Here is a 26,515-nt window from a genome sequence, read left to right as displayed (position 1 = left end):
CCACGGCACCAACACACCAGGCCCGCACCCGATCATCTCGGGTGCGGGCCTCGTGCATTCGGCGGCCCGGGCCGCTGCAGCAATGAGTTCTGAACGCCGCGCCGGTCTGTCCCTGCATGAGCACACTGGTACTGAAGATGTCGATGTCGTTGGACGGTTTCATCGCCGGCCCCGACGGTGAGATGGACTGGGCCATGGCCGCACGCAGCGACGACTCGACCGCCTGGGTGCTGCGCACCCTGCAGGAGGCCGACGTCCATCTGGTCGGGCGGGGATTCCGCGACGGGGTCGCCGCCTTCTGGTCGTCGGCGCAGGGGCCGATGGCCGCGGCCATGAACGACACCCCGAAGGTCGTCGCGTCGCACTCCCTCTCCTCGGGATCGGCACCGAGGCCGGGCGGTTTTCCGTTCGCGGGAGCGGGCACGTGGGAATCGCCCTACCTCGCCGACGGCGACCTCGTCACCGACGTCGAGCGTCTGAAGGAACACACCACAGGCGTCGTCCTCGTCAACGGCGGGGTGTGCTTCGCGCGCAGCCTCGTCTCACTCGGACTCGTCGACGAGTACCGGCTGGTGATCGCACCGATCGCATTGGGCCGCGGGCAGCCGCTGTTCAGCGACCTCACGCAACCACTCGACCTCGATCTCATCGACACCGCCGTCTTCGACGGTGGGATCGTCGCGCAGACCCTGGTGCCGAAGACTACGGCGTGACGGCTCCGGTCTGCTGGAGAATCCACGCGATCTCGAAGGCGACCTCTTCCCACTGCTTGTAGCGCCCGGAAACACCGCCGTGGCCCGCCGACATCTCGGTCTTCAGCAGGATCGGATTGTCCGAGGTGCTCAACTCCTGCAGGCGGGCAACCCATTTCGCCGCCTCGGTGAAAAGCACACGGGTGTCGTTGAGCGAGGTCTGGGCGAGGATCGCGGGGTACGGGAGCGCCTCGACGTTCTCGTACGGCGAGTACGACTTCATGTACTCGTAGACCGTCGGATCGTGCAGCGGGTCACCCCACTCGTCCCATTCGATGACCGTCAACGGCAGCGACGGGTCGAGGATCGAGTTGAGGGCGTCGACGAACGGCACCGAGGCGAGGATCCCGTGGAAGAGCTCCGGGGCCAGATTGGCCACCGCACCCATGAGCAGTCCACCGGCCGAACCGCCTTCGGCGACCATCTGTTCCGACGTCGTCCAACCGCGTTCGACGAGATGGCGACCCGAGTCCACGAAGTCGGTGAAGGTGTTCTTCTTGGTCAGCGTCTTGCCGGTCTCGTACCAGTGCCGGCCCATCTCGCCGCCGCCGCGCACATGGGCGAGGACGAAGACCACACCGCGATCGAGCATCGACAGTCGTGACACCGAGAACGACGGGTCGAAACTGGCCTCGTAGGAGCCGTATCCGTAGAGCAGCAACGGGGCCGGCGCCGCACCCTCGTCGCCGGGTGCCGCCACCGACTTGTGGCGCACGATCGACAACGGGATCTCGGTACCGTCGGCGGCGGTGGCCCATTCACGCGACTGCACGTAGTCCTCGGGGCGGAAGTCGCCGAGGACGGGCTGACGCTTGAGCAGGATGCGCTCGCCGGTGGTCACGTCGAGCTCGAAGAGTTCCGACGGTTCGATGAAGCTGCCGTACCCGAATCGCAGTCGTGGCGTGGCCCATTCGCGGTTGCCGCCGAGGCCGAGGGAGAACAGCTCCTGCGCGACGGCGACCTCGATGAAGTCCTCGGCGACCGGGATGCCGTCGATCCGCCGGAGATCGGCGATGGCCACCCGCGGCAGGGCGTCGGCGCGGTAGCTGAGCACGAGATAGTCGCGGAACGCGTCGACGTCCTCGATCCGGAAGCCGCGGCGATGCCCGATGAACTCGGTTCGGGCGGCCGGATCGTCGACGGGGGCGATGTCGACGGCGAAGTCCTCGGCCTTCTCACCGTCACGAACATCGTTGTGCACGATCAGGAAATAGTCGGTGCCGGCGATCTCGGCGTGTTCGACGTTGTATTCCACGCCGTCGACCCGGGGTGCGACGCTGCGGAATTCGCCGGTGGGGTCGTCGGCGGACAGGACGAAACACTCGGAGGTGATCTTGGAGCCGACGGCGATCACCAGGTACTTGTCGCTGCGGGTCGATCCCATGCCGACCCAGTAGCGTTCGTCGGGCTCGTGGAAGACCTTGACGTCGGGGGTGCCGGCGCCGATGTCGTGGCGCCACACCGTGTCCGGACGCCACGCGGCGTCGACGGTCTGGTAGAAGACGTGTTTGGTGTCGGTCGACCACACGGCCCCGCCCGCGGTGTCGGCGATGACGTCGGGCAACAGCTCCCCGGTCCGAAGGTCCTTGAATCGCAACGTGTACCGCTCGTCGCCGACCACGTCGGTGCTGTAGGCCAGCCAGTTGCCGTCGTGACTGACCGTGAGCGCACCGACGCTGAAGAAGTCGTGTCCCTCGGCCTCGTCGTTGGCGTCGAAGAGCACCTCCTCGCCCGGCAGCGGCGCATCCTCGGACACCGTCGGCGGTGTCCAGTCGTCGGGATCGACGATGGGGCACCGGCATTGCATCGCATACTGTTTGCCCTCGAGGGTGCGCGCGTAGTACCAGTACTTACCGCGCCGCGACGGCACCGACATGTCGGTTTCCTTGGTGCGCGAACGGATCTCGTCGAAGATCGTCGCCCGCAGATCCGCCAGCGCGGCGGTGTGGGCCTCGGTGTAGGCGTTCTGCGCCTCGAGGTAGGCGATCACCTCGGGATCGTCCTTGTCGCGCAACCACTCGTAGTTGTCGATGACGGTGTCGCCGTGGTGGGTTCGCTCGAGGGGAACCTTCTTCGCCACCGGCGCGGAGGCGGCCACTGCGTCGGTGTTGCCTGCGGCGTCGGTGTCTGCTGCGTCGGTCACGTGACTCCTATCCTTGCGGCCAGTCGGCGAAGGATTTCTGCGAAATCCATTCGTAGGCCTCGATGTATCGTTGCCGGGTGCGTGTCACCACGTCGGCGGGAAGGGCGGGTGGGGTCGCATCGGAGGCGCGATCCCAGCCGGATTCCGGTGAGGTCAGCCAGTTGCGGACGATCTGCTTGTCGAAGCTCGGCTGCACCCGACCCGGGGTATAGCCGGCGGCCTCCCAGTAGCGCGAGGAGTCCGGCGTGAGCACCTCGTCGGCGAGGACAAGTGATCCGTCGGAGTCGCGCCCGAACTCGAACTTGGTGTCGGCCAAGATGATTCCGCGTTGTGCGGCGAGTTCGGCGCCGCGCCGGTAGATGTCGAGGGTCGTGCGGCGAAGATCGTCGGCCAACTCGGCCCCGACCTGCGCGGCCACCGCCTCGAAGCTGATGTTCTCGTCGTGGTCACCTTGTTCGGCCTTGGTGGCCGGGGTGAAGATCGGCTCGGGCAGCCGGTCGGCCTCGTCGAGGCCGTCGGGCAATGCCACCCCGCACACCGCACCGGTCGCGCGGTAATCGATCAGCCCGGAGCCGGTGAGGTAGCCGCGTGCCACACATTCCACCGGCACCATCGGCAGCTTGCGCACCACCATCGAGCGGCCCACACACCCGTCGGGGATGCGCTCGTCGGTCGGTCCGCCCGCCAGATGATTCGGCACGCCGAGCGCATCGAACCAGTAGAAACTCATGGCGGTCAGGATGGCGCCCTTGTCCGGTATCGCCGGGCTCAGGATGTGGTCGTAGGCCGAGATGCGATCGCTGGCCACCATCAGCAGGGTGTCGTTGTCGATCTGATAGATCTCGCGGACCTTGCCGGAGGCGAGAAAGGTGTACGTGTCGAGAGCCGGACGCATGCCCTCGACCATAGTGTGCGCAGGTCGGCAGGGTCAGTCTGGGTGGCCGGCAGTCTGGGTGGCCCGACGCTCGGGGTGAGGTGACTCGGGGTGATCTGGCAGTCTGGGTCGTCATGGGCGCACCGCAGATCACCATCACCTACTGCACGCAATGCAATTGGTTGCTGCGGGCCAACTGGATGGCGGCGGAACTGCTGTCGACCTTCGGCACCGACCTCGGCTCGGTCACCCTGCGCCCGGGCACCGGAGGTGTCTTCGTCATCGAGGCCGACGGCGAGCGGATCTGGGAACGCAAGCGCGACGGCGGTTTCCCCGACGCCGCCGAACTCAAACGCCGCGTCCGCGATTCGGTGCTGCCCGACTGGTCGTTGGGGCACGCCGACCGTACGCCCGCCGATCCCGAGGCGGGCTAGCCACGGGCGGCTCACCCGGACCGGCGAGTCAGTCAAGACAGAACTCGTTGCCCTCCGGATCGGCCATCACGAGGTGCCCGCCCGCCAGCGGCGGCGCCGGTTCGTGCCGGGCGAGCCGCCGGGCGCCCGCGTCGATCAGTTCGGCACATCGACGCTCGAGCGCGGCCATCCGCTCCTCGCCCGACAAGCCGGGCGCCGCCCGAACACACAGGTGGACGCGGTTCTTGACGGTCTTGCCCTCGGGGACCCGCTGGAAGAAGACGCGCGGCCCCGCACCTGCCGGATCCACCAGCGCCGAGGCGTCGTTGCGCCGATCCTCGGCGATGCCCATCGCCGAGAGCGCGTCGTCCCACGTGGCGAAACCCGGCGGCGGGGGCGCGAGCCGATAGCCGAGGACCTCGGCCCAGAACGCGGACAGCGCTGCCGGGTCCGCACAGTCGAAGGTCACCTGGAAGTCGATACTCATGCCGACATGGTTCCCCACACCGCGGACAGCCAGTGTCCTCGTTACAGAATCGGCGCCGGGGTGTAGGCCGCTGCCTGCGGGTTCTCGGCGATGATCTTCTCGGCAGCGGCGATGACGTCGGCGACCTGGCGGCCCGCCGCACCGACGAAGGCTTCCTTGTCGTCGAGCAATGCATCGAGCTGTGCCCGATCGAGCGGGATGCGGTCGTCGGCGGCGAGCCGGTCGAGCAGATCGGGTTCGCGCCCCTCCTCGCGCATGGCCAGCGCCACGGACACGGCATTCTCCTTGATCGCCTCGTGCGCGGTCTCACGCCCGACGCCCGCGCGTACCGACGCCATCAACACCTTGGTGGTGGCCAGGAACGGCAGGTAGCGGTCGAGCTCGTTGGCGATCACGGCCGGATAGGCGCCGAATTCGGCGAGCACGGTCAAGAACGTCTCCATCAGGCCGTCGATGGCGAAGAAGGCGTCGGGCAGCGCCACGCGACGCACCACCGAGCAGAAGACGTCGCCCTCGTTCCACTGCGCGCCGGCGAGCTCGGCGGTCATCGACGCGTAGCCGCGCAGCACCACGGCCAGGCCGTTGACCCGCTCGCAGGAGCGGGTGTTCATCTTGTGCGGCATCGCCGACGACCCGACCTGGCCGGGCTGGAAACCCTCGGTGACCAGCTCGTGTCCGGCCATCAGCCGGATCGTGTGGGCCAGCGACGACGGTGCCGCGGCCACCTGGACGAGTGCGGAGACGACGTCGTGGTCGAGGGAGCGCGGGTAGATCTGCCCGACGGAGGTGAACGACCGGGAGAAGCCGAGATGCCCGGCGACCCGCGACTCGAGGTCGGCGAGCTTGCCGGCGTCACCGCCGAGCAGGTCGAGCATGTCCTGGCTGGTGCCCATCGGCCCCTTGATGCCGCGCAGCGGATAGCGGTCGATGAGTTCGGTGAGTCGGGTCAGCGCGATCATCAACTCGTCAGCGGCCGACGCGAATCGCTTGCCCAGCGTCGTCGCCTGCGCGGCCACGTTGTGGCTGCGTCCGGCCATCACCAGCGACGAGTACCGGGCGGCCCGTTCGACGAGCCGTGCGAGCACGGCGACGCCATGGGCGTGGACGTGCCGCAGCGACTGCAGGATCTGCAGCTGCTCGACGTTCTCGGTGAGGTCGCGGCTGGTCATCCCCTTGTGGATCTGCTCGTGACCGGCGAGCGCGTTGAACTCCTCGATCCGCGCCTTGACGTCGTGGCGGGTGATGCGTTCACGCTCGGCGATGGACCCGAGGTCGATGTCGTCGACGACCCGTTCGTAGTCGTCGATGGCGTTGTCGGGCACGTCGATCCCGAGGTCGCGCTGGGCCCGCAGGACCGCGATCCAGAGTCGGCGTTCGGCGGCGATCTTGTTGGTCGCCGACCAGATCTCGACCAGATCGGTCGACGCATAGCGGCTCGCGAGGACGTTGCTGATGGCAGGTTTCGACACGTCAACAGTGTAGTTTGCGTGCCGTCGGCGTCTTTACAGGGCGAAGCACAGGCCCCCGGAGCCGTACCCCTGGTGCACCCGGGCGAGGGTGATCGGCGACGTGACGCCGTTCTGCACCGCATAGAGCATCCGGTCGCCGAGTCGGCGCGGCGTCCAATTGACCGTCGCGATCAGTTGATACGCGGGCGCTCTGCCGATGAAGATCGGGGCGAATCCCCGACGCTGCTCGTAGAAGGAGACCACGCCGACGGAGTTGACCGGCACCGTCAGGTTGTAGGTGCAGCCGGTGCCGTAAACCACCGACGAGAACGGCACACCCGCGTCGACCGGCCCGGTCGGTGCCGCCGACGCCGACCCGGTTCCCGCCAGTACTCCGGCGACCACCGCCGCGCCCGCCGCCAGCGATGCCGCCCACCGGCGCATCGAACCCCTATGCTCCCCCATGACTCACCTTTCTCTCCCCGACCCCTGATTTCGGTTGCGGGTCTTCACATTTGCGGTGCCAGGATGTCGACGACACCATTCAGCGCGGCGCGTGCGGCCTCGAACGGCGAGGTCTCGGCACAGCCCAGGGTGCCGACGACGGCACCGTCCTCGACCGCGATCAACCAGCCGACGTGATGCGGGTCGGAGCGGCGGCCGGACTTCTCGAGTACCTCTGCGTGCATCGCCGAGACGTGGTGCCTGCGTTCCTCGACGACGTCGCGGAGCAGCGGGTACCGGGGCGCGAGCGCAATCAGTTCGTAGCGCGCGGCGAGATCCTCGATGGGGGTCTGCGCCCCGATGAAGACCTCCGAGAGCGCTTCCGCGGTCGCCCCGACTCCGCGTCGTCGCCGGGTCAATGCCGCACCGCGGGCCGCGATCGCCTCGTCGGCGCTTCGGGTGACGTACATGGCGGCCTCGGCCATCAGATCTTCCAGCGAGGCGAAGTAGTAGGTCGTCGAGGCCAGTGGCAGGTTGGCCCGGTCGGCGACCGCACGATGGCGGACGGCGTCGAAACCCCCTTCGAGCAGGAGCGCACCGGCGGCCTCGATGAGTCGAGTCCGCCGCCTCGTTCCCTTCGGGGTGGCGGCCGATGTCATGGCGACCATGCTGCCAGGGTGACCTGGGTCACCACCCCTTTTTCGGCGGATCAGCCACCGGGAAGGACCGGTCGTTCGATCACCTGACAGATGGGGCAACAGTGCCGATTCCGGCACTAGCGTGACCCGCATGGATCTCGACGGTTTGCGCGCTGTCGCCAATTGCGGCGCCTGGTATGCCGGTCTGCGCCGCGTCGCGCTGCATACCTACCTCACCCAGCGCCTCGGCAGCTACACACCCACGGTCGAGGGCACCGCGGTGGTCTTCACCGCGACCACCGATCCGCATCGGCAAATCCGCGCCCACCGATCGCCGGTGGCCTCGGTGCGACGTGCCGGAGCCGCGGGCTGGCTGATCCGGTGGGCCTGGGCCGACGCCTCCCGCGACCTGCCCACCGATCTGCGCCTCGCCGAGATGCGGCGTGCGGGCGAACGTCTCGGCGTCGCCGCCCTGATCTCCCCGGAATTGCGCGTGCCCGGCACGAACGACCCCGAGTCGGAGCACGCGGATCTGATCGCCGCGACCCTCGGTGCCGTTGCCGCCCAACTGAGCGGCGCGGGGCCGGTCGTGCGCATCGACGACGCCGACGGCGGGTTCGAGATCGTCCAGGTGACCGGCCTGCCACTTGCCGAACCGACCTTCACCGACCTCGTCGCGACGCTGCCCACACTTCTCGGCGAGGTGGCCGTCGGCGATCATCGCGTCGCCCTGCACGGCTTGGCGGTCCGGCTCGGTTGGCACGTGATGTGGCAGCGCCCCAACGAATTTCAGACCCCTACCGACGCGGTCTCCGGCATTTCGTTGTGCGTCCTCACCGACCAGAGGTCGAGCCTGGCGCTGTCGTTCGACGTGAACGGCCGCCCACTGGAGCGCGCGCTGCCCGCCTGACTCATTCTTGCGGTCAGATACCCCCATGGGTATATTCGTCGTCACCGACCAATACCCCTCTGGGTATCTGACGATGCGAGGGAGAACTCTCCGTGGACTCGACCGACCACTCCACCACCGTTGCCGACGGCCCTGCACCCGCGGCGAGAGACGACACACGGCCTGGCCCGATGGGACGTCTCGGGATCTGGACCGCCACACACCGACGCTGGGTGTTCGGCATCTGGTTCCTGCTCATCATCGGCCTCGGCGCCGCGGCGCCGAGCGTGTTTAGCTCCCTCGCCGGAGCCGGATGGCAAGCCAACGGATCGGAGTCGGTGCAAGTCCGCGAGCTCGCGCAACAGCACTTCGGCGGCAACTCGTCGGCCGCGGTGCAAGTGGTGATCCACTCCGACGACCAGCAGGTGACCGGCCCCGCCGTCGGGCATGTGATCGCCGAGATCACCGACATCGCGCGCAGTGACTCCCGCTTCGGTCCGGTTATCGCCCCGACACCGGGGATGACCGTCAGCCGCGACGGCCACACCGCGATCGTCATCATCGGCGCCGCTGCCGACACCGACGCGATGGTCAAGGCGGTCGATGATCACAAGGCCGCGCTGACCGGCTTGTCGGGCAACGGAATACAGGTGTATCCAACGGGGGCCTCGGCGCTGTGGAGCGATTTCAACAAAGCCAATCACGAGGCGATGATCAAGGCCGAGATGTTCTCCTGGCCGATCACGCTGGCAATCATGGTGATCGCATTCGGTTCGCTCGTGGCCGCAGGACTCCCCTTGCTGTTGACGATCGCCGGACTCGTCGCCTCGGCCGGTGGCCTGGTGCTACTGAACACAGTGACCCCGATCTCGGTGTGGGCCATGAACTTTGCGATGATGTTCGCACTGGCGCTCGGTATCGACTACGCCCTGTTCATGGTGTCACGCTTTCGTGCGGCGATGGCGCTGCGCGAGACACCGGAACACGCTGTTGCCGAGACCATGGAGACCGCGGGCAAGGCAGTGCTGCTCTCGGGTCTGACCGTGTTGGTGAGTTTGTCTGCCGTGCTGATGGTTCCAGCACCCGCGGTGCGCACAATGGCCGTCGGGATCATGCTCGCCGTCGTCTTTGTCCTCGCGGCCACCATGACCCTGCTGCCGTCAGTGATGTCTGCCCTCGGCACCAAGGTCAATGCCGGGTCCTTGCCATGGGCGAAGAAGCAGGAGCACCGATCGCACCATTTCGGACGCTGGGGAGAACTGCTGCATCGCCACCCGTGGCCATTCGCCGTCGTCTCGCTCGCCATCCTGATCCTGTTGGCACTGCCGGTGCTGGGCTTGAAGGTGGCGATGCCCTCGATCGCCGTCGTTCCCGCCGACGCGCCGGTCCGGCAGGGCTATCAGATCGTTGCCGACAACATGGGTCCGGGAGCACCCGGGGCACTGCAGATCATCGTTCCCACCCCGTCCGCTCCGGCAACCGCCACCGCTGCCGCTCAGACGCCCGGCATCGCTATGGTCACGCCGGTCCAGGCCGCGCCGGACAACTCCGGATACTCGATGCTGCAGGCGATTCCGTCGGTCGATCCGTCCTCACCGAAGATGGACGGCATACTCACCGATCTACGTGAGCGGGTTCCTGCGAGTGCCCTCGTCGGTGGCGCCGCGGCGGAGAACCTCGATCTGCAGGCCGCGCTGAACACGTGGTTCCCGGTGATCGTTGCCGTCATCCTGACATTGGGCTTCCTGCTCCTGCTGGTGGCACTACGAGCCCCGGTGATCGCATTGCTGGGAACCCTGGTCAGTTTGCTGTCGACGGGTGCAGCCTTCGGCGTCGCCAAATTGATCTTCCAAGATGGTCACGGCTCGGGTCTACTCGGGTTTACCCCGCAGGGCTTCCTCGACGGGTGGGGACCGGTGTTCTTCTTCGCGATGATCTTCGCGATCGCCATGGACTACACAGTTTTCCTGCTGGCAACTGCCAAGGAACACTACGAGCGCACTGGCGATCCGCGGACCGCGCAGATCGACGGGCTCGCTTACTCCGGTCGCATCATTTTCGCGGCCGCTGCGGTGATGGTGGCGGTGTTCTTCACCTTCGCCCTGGCCCAGCCACTTCCGCCCAAGGAGATGGGCATCATCCTGGGAGTCGCGGTCCTGCTCGATGCCACGCTCATCCGCCTCGTGTTGCTCCCGGTGCTGCTGCGGATCACCGGTCACCGGGCCTGGTGGACACCCCGGTGGCTCGATCGGTTGCTGCCGGCGATCTCGTTCGGCCACTGACCGCCCGTTTCGGCATATACCCCAAGGGGTATTATGCGAGTAAGTAGATTCACAGCGAAGGGACTCCACATGGTCGGCGACGAAGAAGCAATTGCGGTCGTACTCAACCGACTCCGCAGGGCACACGGCCAACTCGCCGGTGTCATCACGATGATCGAACAGGGCCGCGACTGCAAGGATGTGGTCACGCAGCTGGCCGCGGTGTCCAAGGCACTCGACCGGGCGGGTTTCAAGATCGTCGCCACCGGTCTGCGCGAGTGCATTGCCGGCGACGAACCCACCAGCGAGCCCATGACCACTGATCAACTGGAAAAGCTGTTCCTCGCACTCGCCTGACCACGAGTCTGGTCACACGAGCTCCGAGGACGAGAGAAAGGAATCCCGATGGATCTGGCCATAGCCACCACACTGCCCGATACGAGCTTCGACGAGGCGGTGACGCGCACCCGAGAAGCACTGTTGGAACAAGGATTCGGCGTACTCACCGAGATCGACGTGACCGCGACGCTGAAGGCCAAACTCGGCGAGGAGATGGAACGTTATCTGATTCTCGGTGCCTGCAATCCGCCGCTCGCGCACGCCGCACTCGGCGTCGACCGGCAGATCGGCCTGCTGCTGCCGTGCAACGTGGTGGTACGTGAAGACACCTCGCGCGAGGGTTCGATCATTGTCGAGGCGATGAATCCCGACCTCATGGTCGCCGTCGCGGACGCACCCGGTCTCCCCGAGGTCGCCGCGAAAGCCGCCACGAAACTCCGCGGCGCCATCGACTCGTTGAGCAATAGCGTGCACTCATGAACGCCTCGCCCACAACCGATGCCGATGCCGATGCCGGCAGCGTGGAGATCTACGTCGATCCCGCATGCCCGTTCGCCTGGGCCGCGTCCCGGTGGTTGGCCGGCGTCGCCGAGCGTCGGGGCATACACGCCACCTGGCATCCGATGAGTCTGGTCGTTCTCAACGAGGACCGAGAGGTCGGCGGCGCCCACGCCGAGCGGATGACCGTCTCGCGCCGCACGGGCCGGCTGTTGGCAGCCGCGGGAGACGAGGCGATGCGCGAGTTGTACTTCGCTCTCGGTCGTCGACTCCACGGCGAGGGGCGCGCATTGTCGGCAAGCCTGGTGGGCGAGGCACTCCAGGAATGTGCACTGCCCGCCGATCTGGTTGCCGCCATGGACGATTCCGTCTGGGACGATGCGGTTCGCCACGCCCACCAGGTCAGCCAGGAGACGCTCGGTGGCACCGGCGGCAGTCCGATCACTGTTTTCGGCGGACGCGCTTACTTCGGTCCAGTGCTCACCGGGATTCCCGGCCGCGACGAGGCCGACCGCCTGTTCGACGCATTGACCACCCTGGCCGGGACGTCGGCGTTCGCGCAGGTCGAGCGCCCGCGGTCCGGACCACCCAATCTGGCGGAGGTCGCCTGATGTGTCACGCCGTCCGATGCCGCGACTGCGGCAAGACCACCTGGTCGGGATGCGGCCGGCATGTCGCGCAGGTGAAGGCCTCGGTGCCCGCGGCGCAATGGTGCCCCGGTCATCCCGACGCCCCACGCCGGAAGTTGTTCGGCCGACGCTGATCCCGGACCGGCGCACACACCGACGGCCCGGTTGAGGCAACAGCGACGGGCCGCGGGTCGCCGTCGGTGCGCTCACGGAACTCCGACGGAGTACAGCCTTCCATCGCGCGGAACGTACGCGTGAGGTGCGAACTGTCGCAGAAACCCCACCGTGCGGCGATCTCCGAGATCGGCACGGCACGATCGGTGACACGCAGATCCCGCCGAGCGGCAAGAAAACGCTCTGTCCGAACGCACTCGGCGAAGGTGGTTCCCGACGACTCGAACGACCGATGTAGCGACCGAACCGACACACACGACGCCCGAGCCACCTCGCCGGCGGTGACTCGACCGAGTGGCAGTGCGGATCGAATGTGTCTGCGTGCCATCTCGATCACGTGTTCCTGCACCGGAAGCGAGTCGACGGCGGCCTCGATGTCACCCGAAGACTCTGGGCTGCCGATCGCCGAGATCAGAACCTCGGTGAATGCGCGGTCCAACATCGGCACAGAGTCGGACGAAAAATGGGTGCGCTGCTTCCAGAGCGAGACCATCATCGATGCGGCGATCGCCCCGGGGCCGTTCCGTCCGTTCACCGCTGCCGACGTGCGCGGACGTTGCCGGGTCAGAGCGAACCAATCCTCCTGCCGAACTCGAAACGACAACGCACGCCACAGATTATGGTCATCTTCGCGGAACTCGAGTGAGTATGGGCGAGTGGTGTCGTACACCGCGAAGGACCCCGGCGTCACGGTGCACCGCTCGCCGTCCTGCTCTCCCTGACACGTACCTTCCAGTTGCAGGTTCACGAACAACACGTCGTCGGTGGATCGACGAACCTCGGACGAACCGTGGGTGAGCAGCTGTGTGCACGCGGCGATCTCGGCACAGTTGGTACCATCCAGCGGTGCCGACGACACCCATCCCGGCATCCCTTCAGGGGCGATGCTGGTCGCCATGTGCGAGCGAGCTCGACGAGGCACCAGCGGCGTGAAAGCCTGGCAGACGACGTCGGCCCAGAAGCCGGACTGGTCGGACGCACTCATCCCTGCAGTAGACCAGTACCCCATGTTCTCGACCTCCGAATTCCGACGTAAGTGCAGTGTCGGGATATCCTTGCAGGCTGCTGCCGTCCAGCGGTTTCCTTTGCGTGACATTCTTGTTCATTCGTCATTGGCGCCCCGATCCAACTCAGCGGACCGACGGATCCAAGCTCAGCCACGCACACAGTTGTCACGATGTCAGTGGATTCAGTCCCGTTCTCACGAACGGCTCCATTCACCATGCCCCCATACCACGAGGATGACTCACCCATGGCAATCGATCTCACTCTCAGCCCGGATCAGCTCGCGCTCCAAGAGGCCGCACGAGGTTTCGCCGACACCGTGCTGTCCAAGGTCGCCGAGACGATCGCATCGTTTCACAAGCCCGAGGAACGCTTCGAGCAGATCAAGCCCTTCTACCAGGAAATGGTCAACGCGGGCTTCCTCAAGGCCCTGATCCCCGAGGCCTACGGCGGCACCGAGTTCACCTCGGTGAACTTCGCGGTTGCCGCGGAGGAACTGAGCAGGGTCGATATCAACACTCCCACAACACTTCTTGGAACCGGCTTGGGACTGCAACCGATCATCCGCTTCGGCACCGAGGAGCAGAAGCAGGAGTTCCTGCCGCGCTTCTGCGGTGACCAGCCCCTACTCGCGGCGTTCGCCTTCACCGAGGTCGCCGGGGGCGCCAACTTCGATACCCCCGACGTCAAGGCCGGGGTACAGACCTTCGCGGTCCTCGACGGCGACGAGTGGGTCATCAACGGTAAGAAGCACTACACGACCAACGGAAGCGGCTGGCACGGCGACGGTTCCGAGCTGATCACGGTGGTGGCGCGCACTGACTCGAGCGCACCTCCGCAAGAATCGCTCGCAGTGTTCATCGTCCCCGGCAATAGTCCCGGTATCACCGTCGACTCCTACATCGACACCATCGGTCACCGCGCAACGATTTCCCCGCGGATCCACTTCGACAATGTGCGGATCCCCGCGCGAAACATCATCGGGTCGCCGGGCGACGGCATGGCCATCGTGGCGCGCGCATTCAACTGGACGGCGTCGGCCATCGGAGCGGCATGCGTCGGACGGATGCGTGCCGCATTCGACTACGCCTACGATTTTGCGTTGACCGACAAGCGTTCCGGACCGGTGCCGGTCATCGAGTACCAGAACGTCGGCTACATGCTGGTCGACATCAAGATGCGGATCGAAGCGTCGCGGTACCTGACGTGGAAGGGATGTCAGCTCTTCGACGACACCAACGGCGCTGACGAGGAAATCGGTCATATGGTCAAGATCTACGCCTCGGAGACCTCTGTACAGGTCGTCTACGACGCGATGCGTCTGGTGGGCGTCGACGCCTATACCGACAAGACGCCGATCGCCGGAATCATGGAAGACGTTCTGTGCTTCCCGGTCTACGACGGCGGCAACATGGGTGTACGTCGGCGGCAGTTGCACAATCTGATGAAGCGCGAAGACTACGACCCGATGTTCTCGGCATCGGGAGTCACGGCCTGACCTAGGCTGTCGACGGCCGGTGAGCGCTCATCACGGGCGCTCACCGGCCGTTGTTCTGCGGCGGGCTGTCGTGCGACGGACGCCCGACTGCACCTCTGCGACAACCACAATGGCCAGTGCTCGTCCTCACGGACGAACACCGGCCATCGCTACCACACGAAAGGCAGATAGTCAGTCGCGCGCCATGACGATCTGCACATCGATATTCCCGTGCGTGGCACGGGAATACGGACACATCGCGTGGGCCTTGTCTGCCAACTGCTGGGCCGTCTCGTCGACCACATTCGGCAACGACACCTCCAGAACCACTGCGAGCTGGTAATCGCCGGCGTCAGTGATGCCCAGTGTCACCTGAGCACCCACCGCCGAATCGCTGATGTCGGCCTTGGCATCTCGACCAACGAGACGCAGTGCATTGTGATAACAGGCCGCGTAACCGACGGCAAACAATTGCTCGGGGTTGGTACCGTCGCCGGACCCGCCCATCTCGGCGGGCAGCCTGAGCGCGACGTCCAGACGACCATCACTCGACCTTCCGTGCCCGTCTCGGCCGTCGCCGGAGGCCAAGGCGTCAGTCGTGTAGAGCACCTTCATCGCCTTCATAGGACGTCCTTCTCGGTGGTAACGATCAGTGATCGGTGTAGCTTTCGGATCACAAACTGTGAGCGGGCTGCGACACCCGACCGGACGACTTGGCGCCGGCCCGGCTGAGTAGACCGAGGAGCACTGCGAACACAGTGGTCAGGGTGATCCACAGAATGGCCTGGTTGGCAATCGAGTAGATGCGAAAGTACCCAAGCACATCGGCGGGAAACCCGGGAAACGCGACATGCTCTCCGTCGACCAGCGGCTTGGGCACCTCATCAAACGACGGCAACACCAGCGCGACCACGGTCGCCGCCACAAGGTAGCCGACGGCGCCGACGATCGCCGAGTACAGTGCGCCGATTCTCGGACGCAGCCACACCACCACGACGACGACGGCAACAATCGCCGCCACCACCGACGCCACCGTGATTCCCAGGTACGCACTCGATCGCGCACCGATGGTGTCCTCCTCCCCCACTGCGGGCGGGTTGGCCGGATAGACGAAGAACGGCGTGGCATAGATCGCGACAAAGCCGATGGCTCCCAAAGCCGCTGCCACCCAACGGGGGTCCGTGCCTGGATAGCGACCACGCATATACGACCACAGCAATACGAACCCCACAGCGAAAAAGGCGCCCATGCAGAGTCCGAAGACCACAGTCCCCACACCCGCTCCGATGTTCTCCTGAACGGTGCGGGTGAACACCTCCCCGCCCTCATGCGAGTGGCCACCGCCGTGGCTGTGCGCGGCTCCGGCTTCGAGCGCCTCTTTGGCGGCCGAACGTCCGGCCTCATAGTCGATGGCCTTACCCACCTGCGGCTCGATGAACAACCGGGCGAACACAAATGCCATGACGCCGGCGATCAGTCCCGATCCCAGTCCGGCCCCGATGAACTTCTTTTCCATGGTGTCTGCTCCACCTTCTCCTGGAACGTCGGTGTGGGGATCAGTGACAGGGGAAGCCGAGGAAGTGGCGGGCGTCGTGCACGAATTCGTGCACGTGCGTGTCGGATCCGAACACCGACACCGCACCCTGGTCGTAGCCGAGGAAGTAGTAGGCCATGACGGCCAGGACCATCGTTCCGGTAAGCCAGAGTGCCAGGCTCATCGCGTCGGTGTTCAGCTCGGACAGGCCGAGCGCGACCGGATTCTGTTGTACTGCAGCGTTGTAACTCATGTCGGAATCTCCTTGAAGAGGGTTGTGCGGATCCGCTCCGCGGCGTACCGGCGCAGAGCGGATCCCCACGGATTGATCAGTCAGGCGGAGGCCTTGTCGATGGCGATCGGCTCGAGGATCGCCTTGTGATGGTTGCGATTCGGCGGCGTGGCGAGGATCTCCGCGGTCTTCTGCTCGAACTCCGCAGCTCCAAGCTTGCCGCTCTCGGAGAGAACCTGCTCGAGCGCGGTCACCCAGTGCTGGTAGTACGACCACGAGTCGTCGGAGAGGTCGGCCACCGAGGCCTCCCATTCCTGGATCGAGGCGATGAGGGCTCCTTGGAACTGTGTCCAGTCGTACTGGCCATTCTGGTGCGCGGCTACCGCGAGTGCGAACGCCCGGATCTCCCAGGGCGAGTCGAACGACATCTCGCCGGAGCGGGCTCCGGGGAGATCGCACACCAGATCCTCTATGGCGGAACGGCTTTCGGACTCGACCGGCGCGGCACTCATGCCGCGACCTCCTTGACCGGGCCGACGCCGATCAGGGCGTCGCGGGTGACGAGTTCGGCCAGTTGCTCCTCGGTCCAGCCCTCGGTGCCCGCCGGACGCTGGGGCAGCACCCAGTAGCGCATCTCGGAACTGGAGTCCCAGACCTGGATCTCGACCGATTCGGGCACCGAGTAGCCGAAGTCCTCGGCGAGCACCTTGCGCGGCTCGCGCACGATCCGCGCACGGTACTGCGGCTCCTTGTACCAGTTCGGAGGCAAGCCCAGAACCGGCCACGGGTAGCACGAGCACAGCGTGCACACGATGGCGTGGTGCAGGGTGTCGGTGTCCTCGAGGACGACCATGTCCTCGCCCTGCAGACCGCTGATGCCGAGTTCCTTGCATGCCTCGGTGGCGTCCTCGAGCAGGCGCGCCTTGTAGTCGGGATCGGCCCACGCCTTGGCCACGACCTTGGCGCCGAGCTGAGGACCGACCTCATTCTCGTAGATGTCGACGATGCGATCGACCATCGACGTGGTCATCACACCCTTTTCGATCAGCATCGACTCCAGCGCCTTGACGCGGGCGGCGATCTCTTCCTGGCTGGGGGTCGAGAAACTCATGCGTGTACTCCTTCGTTGACCAGTTCGATGTAGGGGTCCCAGACGTCGAAGCACACCGTGCCGTTGGGGTCGGCTGCCTCGGCACCCCACAGTTCTTCCGCGGTGAACTTGAGCGTGTAGACGTGCTCGGGATTCTCCCCGAGGCCGTTACCGGCGGTGTCGGGATAAATGAACGAGCCGTGGTGGGCGATGACCACCCCGACCTTGCCGCGCACGTAGCGTGCGCGACGGGTGTGACCGTAGGGGCTGGTGTCTCCGACGCGGACGACGTCCCCGACCGAGAAGCGTGCAACCTTGTCGGTGTCCCGCTTGGCCGGCGCGCCGGCGGGCACAACGGCGTTGACGAAGTCGATCAGTTCCTGGGATTGCTCGTGCTCGGGCAGCGGAGCGTCCGGGTTCTGCAGGTAGTACTCCGTGCGGCGATCGAGTTCGGCCGGATCGATGTCTCCGGCCGCGATTCCGGCGTTCGCGATGGTGAACAGCCAGTGCTCGTAGTACGGCGCCTTCAGATAGGTTGCCGGGTCCATCTTCTCGATGCCGTGGCGGAAGGCGTCGACTCCGAAGTACCCCGCGCGAAAGCACGCGGAGAACATCGTGAACATCGGTTTCTCCCACTCGGCACGGAAGACCGGCTCGTCCTCGACGATCGGTACCGGACCGAGTCCGTCGGTCCCCCCGAGATCGAATACCCCATTCATACTGTTCTCCTCACTGCTGTACGGCCGGCCGCGCATCGCGCATCATGCCGGTCATCGGGTGGCAATTGATGTACTCGAAGATCTGGTTCTTGCCGTCGGACACCGACACCTCGTGATACAGGCGGAGTTTGTCGAGATCGGCGACGACCTTGAAAAAGGTCGTGAAGATCCTCAGGTGAGTGGGATGGGATTCGGCCCACCGTTCCAGCTTCTCCAGCGACCGCCAGTGTCCGATGTTGTAGGTCTCGTCGAGCGGTGTGCCGTCCATCTCGATGTTGCGCACCAGCCGATTGCTGTAGCAGCCGACGTCGGCTCCGTTGTCGCGCAGGAAGTCCATGCCGGCCTGCAGGGTCGGCTGGATCTCGTCGAGATAGAGCGACCGCTCGGTATCGCCGGCCTCACGCCAGTCCTGTCCGGACCGGATCAGCGCGATGTTGTCGTGTCCGGCAACCACCACGCGTCCGCCTGTGGCCGGATCGCCTGCGACGATCCGCAGTTCGTCCTCGGCGCCGGGCTGCATCCAGCTGGTCTGCGACAGCGGGAACCGCTCGCGCATCGAGCCCCAGTACCCGTGCTCGTTGATCTCGCCGGAGATCCCGTCCATCAACCGGCCGACGCCGGGCAACTGATCGGTGAACGCGTACAGGGTCTCGAACTGATCGACTCGCGGCGACACGATCTCACGGAAGTAGCCGACCGGCTCGGAGAGACGGTCCTCCGACGACCACCAGCCGTCGACCTCTGGCGTGCTCAGCCAGCGGCCGAAGGTGTCCGGATCGCTCCAGTACCCGACGACGATGTAGTTGTCGTATCCCTGGTTGTCGACGTGATGGGTGATGTCGTGGTGGATCGGACCCGCGTACCGGTCCAGGCTGCCCACGATCGTCTTCAGCGCCGCCAGCGCGTCGGCCCGCTGATCATCGCCCTTCGACTGCACTCCGAGGTAACCCATCGTCACCTGCTGGATCTGGTGATCGGCTCGGCCGACGAACATCGGGAATGGCGGCTGGTAGTCGTCGGGGACGCGACGAGAGATACTGCGGGGACACACCAGATGGGTGTCGATGGCTGATTCTGAGCCCACTATCAAGACCTTTCGCTATGCACTGACGCACCTCACATCTGCGCTGGGTGGGGATTCGGCGGGGTGGGACAACGGGTGACCGTAATCGCCGCCGCAGGGCACGCACCGGCCGCTGTCTCGACCTGTGCGATGTCGTGGTTGCTCCACGTGGATCGATCAACGACCTCGGCGCGACCATGGGCGGTGAACTCGAAGTGGTCGGGTGCCACAGCGGTACACATTCCGGCGCCGATACACCGCCGCGACACCTCGATTGCAGGCAGATCCGCCGGTGTTGTACCGGACGTCGGTGGTCCGGACGCGGAGTCGACGTTTTCGCTCATGGATGTCGCGGCACTCACGCGCTGGTGGCGGGCCAGATCACTCCGACACTCTTCATTCCGTCCATGACGTCCATGTCCGGGTTCGCTTCGAGGACCTCCTTGAACGTGGGACTGCCGACGATCACGGACTTGAACGAGCGGAGGAAGTCGTCGATCTCCTTCGCTTCCCGCTCCGGCAGGCCGAACTCGGTGTACGCCGGGGTCACGATGTCGTCGAAGAGTGCGTTCCAGTACTCCTCGGTGACACCCATCCCCCGGTGGGCGGTAACCATGTCGGGACCTTCGTAGGTGTGCGGTCCGCCCCAGTGCATTCCGAGGAACTCGACGAATCCGGCGATCTCCTCTTGCACCTCCGATTCGGTCTTGTGGTTCCAGATATGACCGATCGTCGGATTCAGCATCGCTCGCTTCACGAGGATCTGAGCCAGGAATTTGACCGTATCGAGGCCGCCGAGGCGGTAATACAGGGCGTCGTCATTCTGTGTTTCCGGCGTACTTGTCATTGGTGGCGTCCTTGTTCTCAGGGCTGTGTCGGAATGAAGGAGGGCTGGATGAGATGACTGGATGGGAGACCTCGAGCGGCGGGGCGCCGGAACGATCTGCACGAGCGGAGCCGTGTGGCGGCGACGCTCAGCCGATGGATCAGGCCGGGGCGACGACGTCCACGTGACGTGCAGGCGCGGGGAATCCGCCGCTGATGTCCTCGAACGCACGACCCGCTCGCAGCACCGTGGCGTCGTCGAAGTGCTTTCCGACGATCATCATTCCGGTCGGGAGTCCATCGACCGTTCCGGCCGGAACGGTCAACGCCGGATGGCCGGTCACATCCAACGGCGCGGTGTTGGAGACCATCCCGAGCGCCTTCGTCAGGTAGGTCACGCGGTCGATGGCGCTCACGTCCGGCAGTGCGCTTGCCACGTACGGCAGCGTCGGCATCACCAAGACGTCGTATCTGGACAGCGCCTCGTCGTAGGCGGCGCGGATCAGCGGCACCAGGTTCTGCGCCTTGGCATAACCTGTTCCCGCCAGGGCGGTGTAGCCGTGATAACCGCACAGCGCTGTGAGTTTGACCGTCTCCGACAACTGATCAGCGTTGGCGACACGATGTTCTGCATAGAACGCCATCTGTTCGGGGTCGTAGAGACCGGCCGCGTTGAGCCCGTAGCCGTTCCCGTCGAGCATCTGGTACGCCGCACCGTCGGTGGCGATCACGTTCCACACGTGCATGGCGTCCCGATGCCAGGGAATGCTGACGTCCTCCACGGTCGCACCTGCCTCGGCGAACCGGCGCACCGCCACGCGCACCGCCTCGTCGACCTCGGGTTGCGACGCGTCGTGACCGAATCCCTCGGCGACCACACCGATCCGAAGCCCCACGACGCCGGCGTCGAGGCCGGTCAGGTAGTCGGCCGCCACCAGCGAATCGGGCTGCCGCGGATCCTGACCGTCACGACCCGCCAGCACCGACAACATCAGTGCGGCGTCGGCGACCGTCCGTGCGATCGGACCGAGGTGGTCGATCGTTCGCTCGATCGGGAATGCGCCGGTGTAGGGCACCAGACCAAAGGTCGGCTTGTGCCCGACCACTCCGCAGAATGATGCCGGGATCCGGATCGATCCGCCCTGATCGCCGCCGATCGCGAGATCGACCGCGCCACTGGCAACCAGCGCCGCACTACCACCCGACGACCCGCCGGCCTCGCGGCTGGGGTCCCACGGGTTACGCACGGGCCCGGACGCCGGGGTGAAGCTCGACCCCGAGAAGCACAGGTCCTCACAGACCGCCTTGCCGACGATCTCGGCACCCGCGGCCAACAACCGCGACACGACCGTCGCATCGCGGGACGGCACAAAGCCTTCCAGCGACCGCGAACCGTTCATCATTGGAACACCTGCGACGGCCACGTTGTCCTTGATGGCGACACGACGGCCGGACAACCGTGAGTCCGCGGGGGCGTCGGCGACGATCGAGGTCTGCACGTACCAGGCGCCCAACGGGTTCGACCCGTCGTCGGTGGCCGGGGAGTACTCACGATTCGGGGCGACCGGCGCGACCAGATCCGCGTACAGGGTGTCGACGACGTCGTAGGAGCCCAACGCTCCGTCGACCAGACCGGCGAACTCCGTCGATTCGGACGCGCTGAAGTTGAGCCCGTAATGTGCTGCGGCCGAGGCGATTGCGTCGGCATCCGGACGTTGAACGACCATCAGATCTCCTTTGTCTCCCAGGGCGGCCCAACCCTTCCGGATTGCGGTGCCGCTGTTCGTTGCCCAACCTACGAGGCGTGTAGTCGATACGTCAATACGTACCGACATATACACTTGTTAAGTATGTGTTGCGTCCAGGTTTCGCGCCCACAGCAATTCAACCGTGCACATAATCTGCTGCGGCACAGCGATTTTCGGCACAGCCACGAGCCATGCAATCAACGGACTCGGTCGGGACCAACGCCCGTCACACGCGGCCTCGTCGTCCGATCGTGTCCTGGATCACACTAGGTGAGAGTAATAGGGCGTTAGCCGACATGTCAACAGGTGTCGACGCGTCAACACCTGAGTCAGCGAGGTCGCAGGCGTCCACCGCGCGACTCGGCGAGCAGGATGGGTCGGGACAGACCGCCGTCGGGTGCCGCCGAGCTCTGAATCATCCTTCGTCGCAGCATATCCCGGTCACAGTCGGGATCGGAGGCCATCACCTGTCCGTACCACTTGATAGCCTCGTAGGTGGTTTCGGAGAGGGAACTCATGGGTGGCGCAGGGCCGGTGAGCGCGCGCCGGTAGCGATTCTCCAGATCGCGATGGGTGTCGAGCGCATTCTCGAAATAGGCGAATGCGGTCCACACCCCGTCGGCGGCCTTCTGTCCGATCAGTTGGTGCGTCGCCTCGTCCAGAACCAGTGCGAAGGTCTTCGTCGTGTCCCGGAGACCCGCCGCGGCGCACTGCTGCTCGAACACCACCTCGTCGTGCCCGACCAGTGAGGACAGGATCAGTTCGGCCCCGGAGTCCTTGATCGCTTCGATGGTGTCCGAGAAGTCGTTGGTGCCCAATGGCAGATAGACGTCGCCGTGGACCGATCCACCGTTCTCGGCAACGGCACGTCGTGCGGCCCAGTGGGCACCGAACGACCACGAGTAGCGATGTCCGACGAAGAACCACCGGCGGCCGCGGGTCTCGGCCATCAGTGTCGGGACACCCGCACGCACCTGGGCAGTCGGTCGTTCACCAAGGCGCACCACTCCCGCACTCGGCCGACCACCCTCGTTCAGGACGGTGTGTATCACGAGCGCGTCGGTGTCCCTCAGCGTCGACGCGGCCGCATTGAACGTCGCCGAGGTGACACAGGCGAAGATCGTCCGACAGCCCGAGCGCGCGAGCCTGCCCGCCGCGAGCCCACCGGTCAGCGAGTCCGATGCGTCGTCCCCGATGAGCAACTCGACGGGCATGCCGCCGATACCGCCATCGCCATTGATCTCGTCCACTGCCAGCTGTGCCAGCGCCTCGGTTGCCTGCGCGAACACCGCCGCCGAGCCCGACTTGCTCACCAGCAATCCGATCCGATGGCGGTCGTGTCGCACGGGCTCGGGCGGATCGAATCCGCGACGATGCGCCAGCCAGGTCACTCCGTCCTGGTCCAGACTCGATTCCACGACAATGCGTGTTCCACCGCTTGCGGCGAAGAAACGGACCTTCAGCAAACCACGCCACGGCTGATGATGGGTGATAACCACGGAACGACCGTGGCGAACGGAGTAGATGTGACCCAACAGCGTGATCGGCAGACCCGCCGCACCCGGACCGTCACCGACCGGGAGCGACACCGATACGGGCGCGCCGACGGCGAATCGGGTGCACTCGAGATCAAGGATGCCGCCCGAGGCAAAACGCGCAAAGGCAATCTCAGGTGCGTCCGCCGTCGAGATCTGGGCGGTTACCGAAAGCGCAGGCACGCAGCACCCCGAAGACGTGTAGGGCTGATGTGCACCAGACTATGCTCGGCGGCGTGCCGATGCACCTCTGACAGAGCGATCATCGACGTCGAGCTCATCGGTACGGTCCGACACCTCGCCCGAGGACACCAGCGCGCGCTCGAGAACATCACGGAGGAACTGCAACGCATCGTTGGCCGGTCCAGCCGGGTCGATGGAGAAGTATCGATGCCTGCCCGATCGGCGCTCGACGATCATCCCCGACATCTTCAGGGCCTTGAGATGCGTGGACACCGTGGTGCGACCCACCGAGGAGATCTGATCACTGATGAAACCCGCGCTACATTCCCCGTTGGACGCCAGGGTGTCGAGAATCTGCCGACGGACCTGATCGGCAAGCGCAGCGAAGACCAGCTCCCTACTCTGCTGATCTGTCCCGTCCACGTCCAGCCCCTGCACTCACCGAATATTGGCATGAAAATACGTCGATACCGACCAACATATCGTAACCATCGGCAGAGTGGAACCCCGACATCCCCGAAGCCTGGCGACTACACCGAGATCCGGCCTTCCATCGCGGCCAGACCGATGTCGGTGCGATGATGCGAACCGGGGAGTTTGACACCGGCGACCCGCTCGTAGGCCTGCGCGCGTGCCGCCGCGAGATCCTCGCCCACGCCGACGATTCCGAGGACTCGTCCACCCGCAGAGACGATGTTGCCCTCCGCGTCGCGTTTGGTACCCGCGTGCAGCACACCGGGTCCCTCGGCGCCGGTGATCACGTCACCGGTTCGCGGGCTCGCCGGATAGTTCTCGGCGGCGATCACCACCACCACGGCGGCACCGTCGGCCCATTCGAGCGGCGGCAAGTCGGCCAGAGTGCCAGTCGCTGTCGCGTTAAGCGCTTGTCCCAGAGGGGATTTCATCAGGGCGAGCACGGCCTGGGTCTCCGGGTCACCGAAGCGGCAGTTGAATTCGACCACCGCGGGCCCCTGCTCGCCGATCGCGAGCCCCGCGTACAGCAGCCCGCTGAACGGGCAACCCCGCCGCACCATCTCGGCGGCGACGGGCTCGACGACCTCGGTGACGATTCGGGCGGTGACCTCTTCGGGCAACCACGGCAACGGCGTATAGGCGCCCATGCCACCGGTGTTGGGGCCGGCGTCGCCGTCGCCGACGCGCTTGTGGTCCTGGGCGGGGATCAGCGGCACCACGGTCTCCCCGTCGACCAGGCAGAACAGCGAAACCTCGGGGCCGTCGAGGAAGCTCTCCAGCAGCACCGGGTGACCGCTCTCCAGGCATTCGGCGGCGTGGTCGCGCGCCGCGGCCCGGTCGGTGGTCACCACGACGCCCTTGCCGGCGGCGAGTCCGTCGTCCTTGACCACCCAGGTCGGCCCGAAGCGATCGAGTGCGGCGTCGAGGTTCGCCGGGTTGTCGACGACTTCGGCGTGGGCGGTACGCACCCCGGCCGCGGCCATCACGTCCTTGGCGAACGCTTTGGACCCCTCGATGCGGGCGGCGTCGGCACTGGGACCGAATGTCGCAAAACCGGCCGCGCGCAAGGCGTCCGCGACGCCGAGCACCAGCGGCACCTCCGGGCCGATGACCACCAGGTCGGCGGCGACGGTCCGCGCCAGGGCGACCACCTCGTCGGCCGAGGCCACGTCGACGCCGTGGTTGGTGGCGATTGCCGCCGTGCCGGCGTTTCCGGGCGCGACATGGAGTTCGGTGACCGAAGGGTCGTCGGCGAGACCGAGGAGCAGGGCATGTTCACGGCCGCCCGAGCCGATCACGAGTACGCGCACGTGTATGACTCTAATTCGTCGGTACCCGGCCGGTCCGCGCGGGATTCTCAGCCACCGGCGGTCACCGATCGGTGAGATCGATCGGACAGTCCGGATTCCGGGTCGGCGCCGCCTCGGGCACGCCGAGGGTATTGGCGCGTCGCGTCGTCCCGAAGATCTCGTCGACCACCACGATGAACAGTGGCGCACACGCCACCAACACCACCGCCGCCGACAGTGACAACCCTGTGCCCGCGGCCCAGACCCCGCCGACGAGGAAGGCGACCGTTCCCGCCCCGCACAGCAGTGTGACCGGGTCGAACGGCAGCAGATAGTCGTACATGGTGAGCATGGCCAGGCAGTAGATGCCCAGCGGCACAGCCACGGTCGCGACGACCACGCCCGGGCTGATCGTGGCCTCGTGTTCGGTCCACAGTGCGGCGACCTCCAGACCCGCGCCGGTGGCCGCGGCCGCCATGAAGATGACGATGTGCCCGTAGCCCCACGGGAAGCACTTGTCGGGGCGCGCATGCAGTCGGTCGCCGACCGGGATGACGAAGTAGATCCACCACATCGCGAAGGTGACGACGATCGCGGCGACGCCGAAGACCGCGGTCTGCACCGACCACCCCTGTGCTTCCACGGCCGCCTGCATCACCGCAACGGTGCCGACCACCCCCTCGCCGAGGGTGATGATCGTCAGCAACGAGTACCGCTCGGCGATGTGGTGCGGGTGCCACGGCGTCGGTTTGACGAAGTTCTCGGCGACGATCGGACCGAGAAGTTCGATGAACGCGCAGAGGGCGATCGCGATGATGGTGGGCCACAGGGCGAGGTCGACGATCGCGACGATCACCCAGGCCACCTGCGCGACCAGCACCGCCGCGGCGTAGGTGAAGCAGGTACGCCGATATTCCGCACTCTGCAGACCCGCGCGGATCCACTGAGTGAGAAGCCCGACACGCATCACCACGTACCCGATGACGAGGACCCGGATGTCGACGTGCTCGTGATGTTCGATGGACCCGAAAACCGGCGCAACTCCCAGTGCCACGATGGCGACGCCGATCATCTGGATCAGTACGACACCGCGGAAGAACCAGTCGTCGGTATCGAACGCCGAGGCGAACCAACTGAAGTTGATCCACGCCCAGATCGCGGCGAAGGTACACAGTACGTAGCCGAACACCGCTGTCCGGTAATGACCCTCGGCCAGGTAGTGCGCCATCTGGGTGCCCGCGACGGAGAACACCACCACGAAGACGAGGTCGAAAAACAATTCCAGACTGGTCGCGGCCCGCCCCGGTTGGTGCGGATCGCGGCCGGTCATTTGTGCGAGCCGATGCCCGATC

The 26,515-nt window shown here is 65.8% G+C and carries 30 protein-coding genes; 9 read left to right on the top strand and 21 right to left on the bottom strand.

Annotation, left to right across the window (positions count from 1 at the left end; genetic code table 11):
• Positions 1-116: 116 nt before the first annotated feature.
• A complete protein-coding gene (locus QNM97_RS01865) occupies positions 117-713 on the top strand; it encodes a dihydrofolate reductase family protein (RefSeq protein ID WP_283821348.1) in 597 nt (198 codons plus the stop codon).
• On the opposite strand, the gene QNM97_RS01860 is transcribed toward QNM97_RS01865, so the two are convergent.
• Entirely contained in the window at positions 703-2,895 is a 2,193-nt protein-coding gene (locus QNM97_RS01860) for a S9 family peptidase (RefSeq protein WP_283821347.1), read from the bottom strand. The two genes, QNM97_RS01865 and QNM97_RS01860, sit on opposite strands and share 11 nt — an antisense overlap.
• A 7-nt stretch (positions 2,896-2,902) precedes the next feature.
• The gene (locus QNM97_RS01855) at positions 2,903-3,790 is read right to left on the bottom strand and encodes a phosphoribosylaminoimidazolesuccinocarboxamide synthase (RefSeq protein WP_283821346.1); all 888 of its coding nucleotides are present in this window, start codon (positions 3,788-3,790) and stop codon (positions 2,903-2,905) included.
• A 113-nt stretch (positions 3,791-3,903) separates the two neighbouring features.
• Between QNM97_RS01855 and QNM97_RS01850 the strand changes: the two genes are divergently transcribed.
• The gene (locus QNM97_RS01850) at positions 3,904-4,203 is read left to right on the top strand and encodes an Rdx family protein (RefSeq protein ID WP_283821345.1); all 300 of its coding nucleotides are present in this window, start codon (positions 3,904-3,906) and stop codon (positions 4,201-4,203) included.
• Between the two features lie 28 nt (positions 4,204-4,231).
• Here the strand turns inward: QNM97_RS01850 and QNM97_RS01845 are convergent, their stop codons facing one another.
• The 4 genes from QNM97_RS01845 to QNM97_RS01830 are packed head-to-tail and all read right to left on the bottom strand — an operon-like array spanning position 4,232 to position 7,229.
• The gene (locus QNM97_RS01845) at positions 4,232-4,669 is read right to left on the bottom strand and encodes a VOC family protein (protein ID WP_283821344.1); all 438 of its coding nucleotides are present in this window, start codon (positions 4,667-4,669) and stop codon (positions 4,232-4,234) included.
• Between the two features lie 41 nt (positions 4,670-4,710).
• Positions 4,711-6,138: an adenylosuccinate lyase gene (gene purB / locus QNM97_RS01840; RefSeq protein WP_283821343.1), complete on the bottom strand. Its 1,428-nt coding sequence runs from the start codon at positions 6,136-6,138 to the stop codon at positions 4,711-4,713.
• A gap of 33 nt (positions 6,139-6,171) precedes the next feature.
• Positions 6,172-6,582: a hypothetical protein gene (locus QNM97_RS01835; protein WP_283821342.1), complete on the bottom strand. Its 411-nt coding sequence runs from the start codon at positions 6,580-6,582 to the stop codon at positions 6,172-6,174.
• Between the two features lie 44 nt (positions 6,583-6,626).
• On the bottom strand, positions 6,627-7,229 hold the full coding sequence (locus QNM97_RS01830; protein ID WP_006369697.1) for a TetR/AcrR family transcriptional regulator: 603 nt from the start codon (positions 7,227-7,229) through the stop codon (positions 6,627-6,629).
• Between the two features lie 121 nt (positions 7,230-7,350).
• Between QNM97_RS01830 and QNM97_RS01825 the strand changes: the two genes are divergently transcribed.
• The 6 genes from QNM97_RS01825 (at position 7,351) to QNM97_RS26590 (ending at position 11,949) form a co-directional block, all read left to right on the top strand.
• Positions 7,351-8,109, top strand: a complete 759-nt coding sequence (locus tag QNM97_RS01825) for a DUF6882 domain-containing protein (RefSeq protein WP_283821341.1) — start codon at positions 7,351-7,353, stop codon at positions 8,107-8,109.
• Between the two features lie 170 nt (positions 8,110-8,279).
• Positions 8,280-10,370, top strand: coding sequence for an MMPL family transporter (locus QNM97_RS01820; protein WP_283823070.1), 2,091 nt, complete (start codon positions 8,280-8,282; stop codon positions 10,368-10,370).
• Positions 10,371-10,439: 69 nt separating this feature from the next.
• Positions 10,440-10,706 carry a metal-sensitive transcriptional regulator gene (locus tag QNM97_RS01815; RefSeq protein WP_283821340.1) on the top strand — a complete coding sequence of 89 codons (267 nt, stop codon included), beginning with the start codon at positions 10,440-10,442 and terminating at the stop codon, positions 10,704-10,706.
• Positions 10,707-10,754: 48 nt separating this feature from the next.
• On the top strand, positions 10,755-11,168 hold the full coding sequence (locus tag QNM97_RS01810) for a DUF302 domain-containing protein (protein ID WP_283821339.1): 414 nt from the start codon (positions 10,755-10,757) through the stop codon (positions 11,166-11,168).
• Entirely contained in the window at positions 11,165-11,797 is a 633-nt protein-coding gene (locus QNM97_RS01805; protein ID WP_283821338.1) for a mycothiol-dependent nitroreductase Rv2466c family protein, read from the top strand. The genes QNM97_RS01810 and QNM97_RS01805 overlap by 4 nt, the downstream gene beginning before the upstream one ends.
• Positions 11,797-11,949 carry a DUF8730 family Cys-rich protein gene (locus QNM97_RS26590; RefSeq protein ID WP_502260785.1) on the top strand — a complete coding sequence of 51 codons (153 nt, stop codon included), beginning with the start codon at positions 11,797-11,799 and terminating at the stop codon, positions 11,947-11,949. Before QNM97_RS01805 ends, QNM97_RS26590 begins: the two co-directional genes overlap by 1 nt.
• Here the strand turns inward: QNM97_RS26590 and QNM97_RS01800 are convergent.
• Positions 11,907-12,974 carry a helix-turn-helix domain-containing protein gene (locus tag QNM97_RS01800; RefSeq protein WP_283821337.1) on the bottom strand — a complete coding sequence of 356 codons (1,068 nt, stop codon included), beginning with the start codon at positions 12,972-12,974 and terminating at the stop codon, positions 11,907-11,909. The genes QNM97_RS26590 and QNM97_RS01800 overlap by 43 nt on opposite strands.
• A 267-nt stretch (positions 12,975-13,241) precedes the next feature.
• Here QNM97_RS01800 and QNM97_RS01795 point away from each other — a divergent pair, with 267 nt between their 5' ends.
• Positions 13,242-14,492, top strand: a complete 1,251-nt coding sequence (locus QNM97_RS01795; RefSeq protein WP_283821336.1) for an acyl-CoA dehydrogenase family protein — start codon at positions 13,242-13,244, stop codon at positions 14,490-14,492.
• Positions 14,493-14,663: 171 nt separating this feature from the next.
• Here QNM97_RS01795 and QNM97_RS01790 read toward each other — a convergent pair whose 3' ends face one another.
• The 14 genes from QNM97_RS01790 to QNM97_RS01730 all read right to left on the bottom strand — a co-directional run bounded on the left by QNM97_RS01790 (position 14,664) and on the right by QNM97_RS01730 (position 26,493).
• Complete coding sequence (locus QNM97_RS01790; RefSeq protein ID WP_283823069.1) at positions 14,664-15,086, bottom strand: organic hydroperoxide resistance protein; 423 nt, start codon at positions 15,084-15,086, stop codon at positions 14,664-14,666.
• A gap of 58 nt (positions 15,087-15,144) precedes the next feature.
• Positions 15,145-15,987 (bottom strand): CbtA family protein, encoded by an 843-nt coding sequence (locus QNM97_RS01785; RefSeq protein ID WP_283821335.1) that lies wholly within the window; start codon positions 15,985-15,987, stop codon positions 15,145-15,147.
• Positions 15,988-16,027: 40 nt separating this feature from the next.
• The gene (locus tag QNM97_RS01780; RefSeq protein WP_283823068.1) at positions 16,028-16,189 is read right to left on the bottom strand and encodes a CbtB domain-containing protein; all 162 of its coding nucleotides are present in this window, start codon (positions 16,187-16,189) and stop codon (positions 16,028-16,030) included.
• 149 nt (positions 16,190-16,338) lie between these two features.
• Positions 16,339-16,749 (bottom strand): nitrile hydratase accessory protein, encoded by a 411-nt coding sequence (locus tag QNM97_RS01775; protein WP_283821334.1) that lies wholly within the window; start codon positions 16,747-16,749, stop codon positions 16,339-16,341.
• Positions 16,746-17,348 (bottom strand): nitrile hydratase subunit alpha, encoded by a 603-nt coding sequence (gene nthA / locus QNM97_RS01770; RefSeq protein ID WP_283821333.1) that lies wholly within the window; start codon positions 17,346-17,348, stop codon positions 16,746-16,748. Before nthA ends, QNM97_RS01775 begins: the two co-directional genes overlap by 4 nt.
• Entirely contained in the window at positions 17,345-18,046 is a 702-nt protein-coding gene (gene nthB / locus QNM97_RS01765; RefSeq protein WP_283821332.1) for a nitrile hydratase subunit beta, read from the bottom strand. Before nthB ends, nthA begins: the two co-directional genes overlap by 4 nt.
• A gap of 10 nt (positions 18,047-18,056) precedes the next feature.
• Positions 18,057-19,130: an aliphatic aldoxime dehydratase gene (oxdA, locus tag QNM97_RS01760; protein ID WP_283821331.1), complete on the bottom strand. Its 1,074-nt coding sequence runs from the start codon at positions 19,128-19,130 to the stop codon at positions 18,057-18,059.
• A 32-nt stretch (positions 19,131-19,162) separates the two neighbouring features.
• On the bottom strand, positions 19,163-19,351 hold the full coding sequence (locus QNM97_RS26585; RefSeq protein ID WP_502874977.1) for a 4Fe-4S domain-containing protein: 189 nt from the start codon (positions 19,349-19,351) through the stop codon (positions 19,163-19,165).
• 116 nt (positions 19,352-19,467) lie between these two features.
• Positions 19,468-19,956 (bottom strand): group I truncated hemoglobin, encoded by a 489-nt coding sequence (locus tag QNM97_RS01755; RefSeq protein WP_283821330.1) that lies wholly within the window; start codon positions 19,954-19,956, stop codon positions 19,468-19,470.
• A gap of 139 nt (positions 19,957-20,095) precedes the next feature.
• Positions 20,096-21,661, bottom strand: coding sequence for an amidase (locus QNM97_RS01750; protein WP_283821329.1), 1,566 nt, complete (start codon positions 21,659-21,661; stop codon positions 20,096-20,098).
• A 350-nt stretch (positions 21,662-22,011) separates the two neighbouring features.
• Complete coding sequence (locus QNM97_RS01745; protein ID WP_283821328.1) at positions 22,012-23,181, bottom strand: ABC transporter substrate-binding protein; 1,170 nt, start codon at positions 23,179-23,181, stop codon at positions 22,012-22,014.
• A 258-nt stretch (positions 23,182-23,439) separates the two neighbouring features.
• Complete coding sequence (locus QNM97_RS01740; protein WP_283821327.1) at positions 23,440-23,823, bottom strand: ArsR/SmtB family transcription factor; 384 nt, start codon at positions 23,821-23,823, stop codon at positions 23,440-23,442.
• Between the two features lie 107 nt (positions 23,824-23,930).
• The gene (gene purD, locus QNM97_RS01735) at positions 23,931-25,184 is read right to left on the bottom strand and encodes a phosphoribosylamine--glycine ligase (protein ID WP_283821326.1); all 1,254 of its coding nucleotides are present in this window, start codon (positions 25,182-25,184) and stop codon (positions 23,931-23,933) included.
• A 61-nt stretch (positions 25,185-25,245) separates the two neighbouring features.
• Positions 25,246-26,493: a low temperature requirement protein A gene (locus QNM97_RS01730; protein WP_502875043.1), complete on the bottom strand. Its 1,248-nt coding sequence runs from the start codon at positions 26,491-26,493 to the stop codon at positions 25,246-25,248.
• Between the last annotated feature and the right edge of the window lie 22 nt (positions 26,494-26,515).

Source organism: Gordonia sp. L191, assembly GCF_030077625.1.
In the GTDB taxonomy this organism is placed as follows: domain Bacteria; phylum Actinomycetota; class Actinomycetes; order Mycobacteriales; family Mycobacteriaceae; genus Gordonia; species Gordonia polyisoprenivorans_A.
The sequence above is the reverse complement of the archived record's forward strand: the minus strand, read 5'-3'. Positions and strand labels throughout refer to the sequence as shown.

Bases quoted from the DNA above. Each gene is read 5' to 3' on its own strand.
- QNM97_RS01865 (WP_283821348.1), top strand. From the start codon at position 117: ATGAGCACACTGGTACTGAAGATGTCGATGTCGTTGGACGGTTTCATC.
- QNM97_RS01855 (WP_283821346.1), bottom strand. From the start codon at position 3,790: ATGCGTCCGGCTCTCGACACGTACACCTTTCTCGCCTCCGGCAAGGTC.
- QNM97_RS01850 (WP_283821345.1), top strand. From the start codon at position 3,904: ATGGGCGCACCGCAGATCACCATCACCTACTGCACGCAATGCAATTGG.
- QNM97_RS01845 (WP_283821344.1), bottom strand. From the start codon at position 4,669: ATGAGTATCGACTTCCAGGTGACCTTCGACTGTGCGGACCCGGCAGCG.
- QNM97_RS01835 (WP_283821342.1), bottom strand. From the start codon at position 6,582: ATGGGGGAGCATAGGGGTTCGATGCGCCGGTGGGCGGCATCGCTGGCG.
- QNM97_RS01830 (WP_006369697.1), bottom strand. From the start codon at position 7,229: ATGGTCGCCATGACATCGGCCGCCACCCCGAAGGGAACGAGGCGGCGG.
- QNM97_RS01825 (WP_283821341.1), top strand. From the start codon at position 7,351: ATGGATCTCGACGGTTTGCGCGCTGTCGCCAATTGCGGCGCCTGGTAT.
- QNM97_RS01820 (WP_283823070.1), top strand. From the start codon at position 8,280: ATGGGACGTCTCGGGATCTGGACCGCCACACACCGACGCTGGGTGTTC.
- QNM97_RS01815 (WP_283821340.1), top strand. From the start codon at position 10,440: ATGGTCGGCGACGAAGAAGCAATTGCGGTCGTACTCAACCGACTCCGC.
- QNM97_RS01810 (WP_283821339.1), top strand. From the start codon at position 10,755: ATGGATCTGGCCATAGCCACCACACTGCCCGATACGAGCTTCGACGAG.
- QNM97_RS01805 (WP_283821338.1), top strand. From the start codon at position 11,165: ATGAACGCCTCGCCCACAACCGATGCCGATGCCGATGCCGGCAGCGTG.
- QNM97_RS26590 (WP_502260785.1), top strand. From the start codon at position 11,797: ATGTGTCACGCCGTCCGATGCCGCGACTGCGGCAAGACCACCTGGTCG.
- QNM97_RS01800 (WP_283821337.1), bottom strand. From the start codon at position 12,974: ATGAGTGCGTCCGACCAGTCCGGCTTCTGGGCCGACGTCGTCTGCCAG.
- QNM97_RS01795 (WP_283821336.1), top strand. From the start codon at position 13,242: ATGGCAATCGATCTCACTCTCAGCCCGGATCAGCTCGCGCTCCAAGAG.
- QNM97_RS01790 (WP_283823069.1), bottom strand. From the start codon at position 15,086: ATGAAGGTGCTCTACACGACTGACGCCTTGGCCTCCGGCGACGGCCGA.
- QNM97_RS01785 (WP_283821335.1), bottom strand. From the start codon at position 15,987: ATGGAAAAGAAGTTCATCGGGGCCGGACTGGGATCGGGACTGATCGCC.
- QNM97_RS01780 (WP_283823068.1), bottom strand. From the start codon at position 16,189: ATGAGCCTGGCACTCTGGCTTACCGGAACGATGGTCCTGGCCGTCATG.
- QNM97_RS01775 (WP_283821334.1), bottom strand. From the start codon at position 16,749: ATGAGTGCCGCGCCGGTCGAGTCCGAAAGCCGTTCCGCCATAGAGGAT.
- nthA (WP_283821333.1), bottom strand. From the start codon at position 17,348: ATGAGTTTCTCGACCCCCAGCCAGGAAGAGATCGCCGCCCGCGTCAAG.
- nthB (WP_283821332.1), bottom strand. From the start codon at position 18,046: ATGAATGGGGTATTCGATCTCGGGGGGACCGACGGACTCGGTCCGGTA.
- QNM97_RS26585 (WP_502874977.1), bottom strand. From the start codon at position 19,351: ATGTGTACCGCTGTGGCACCCGACCACTTCGAGTTCACCGCCCATGGT.
- QNM97_RS01755 (WP_283821330.1), bottom strand. From the start codon at position 19,956: ATGACAAGTACGCCGGAAACACAGAATGACGACGCCCTGTATTACCGC.
- QNM97_RS01750 (WP_283821329.1), bottom strand. From the start codon at position 21,661: ATGGTCGTTCAACGTCCGGATGCCGACGCAATCGCCTCGGCCGCAGCA.
- QNM97_RS01730 (WP_502875043.1), bottom strand. From the start codon at position 26,493: ATGACCGGCCGCGATCCGCACCAACCGGGGCGGGCCGCGACCAGTCTG.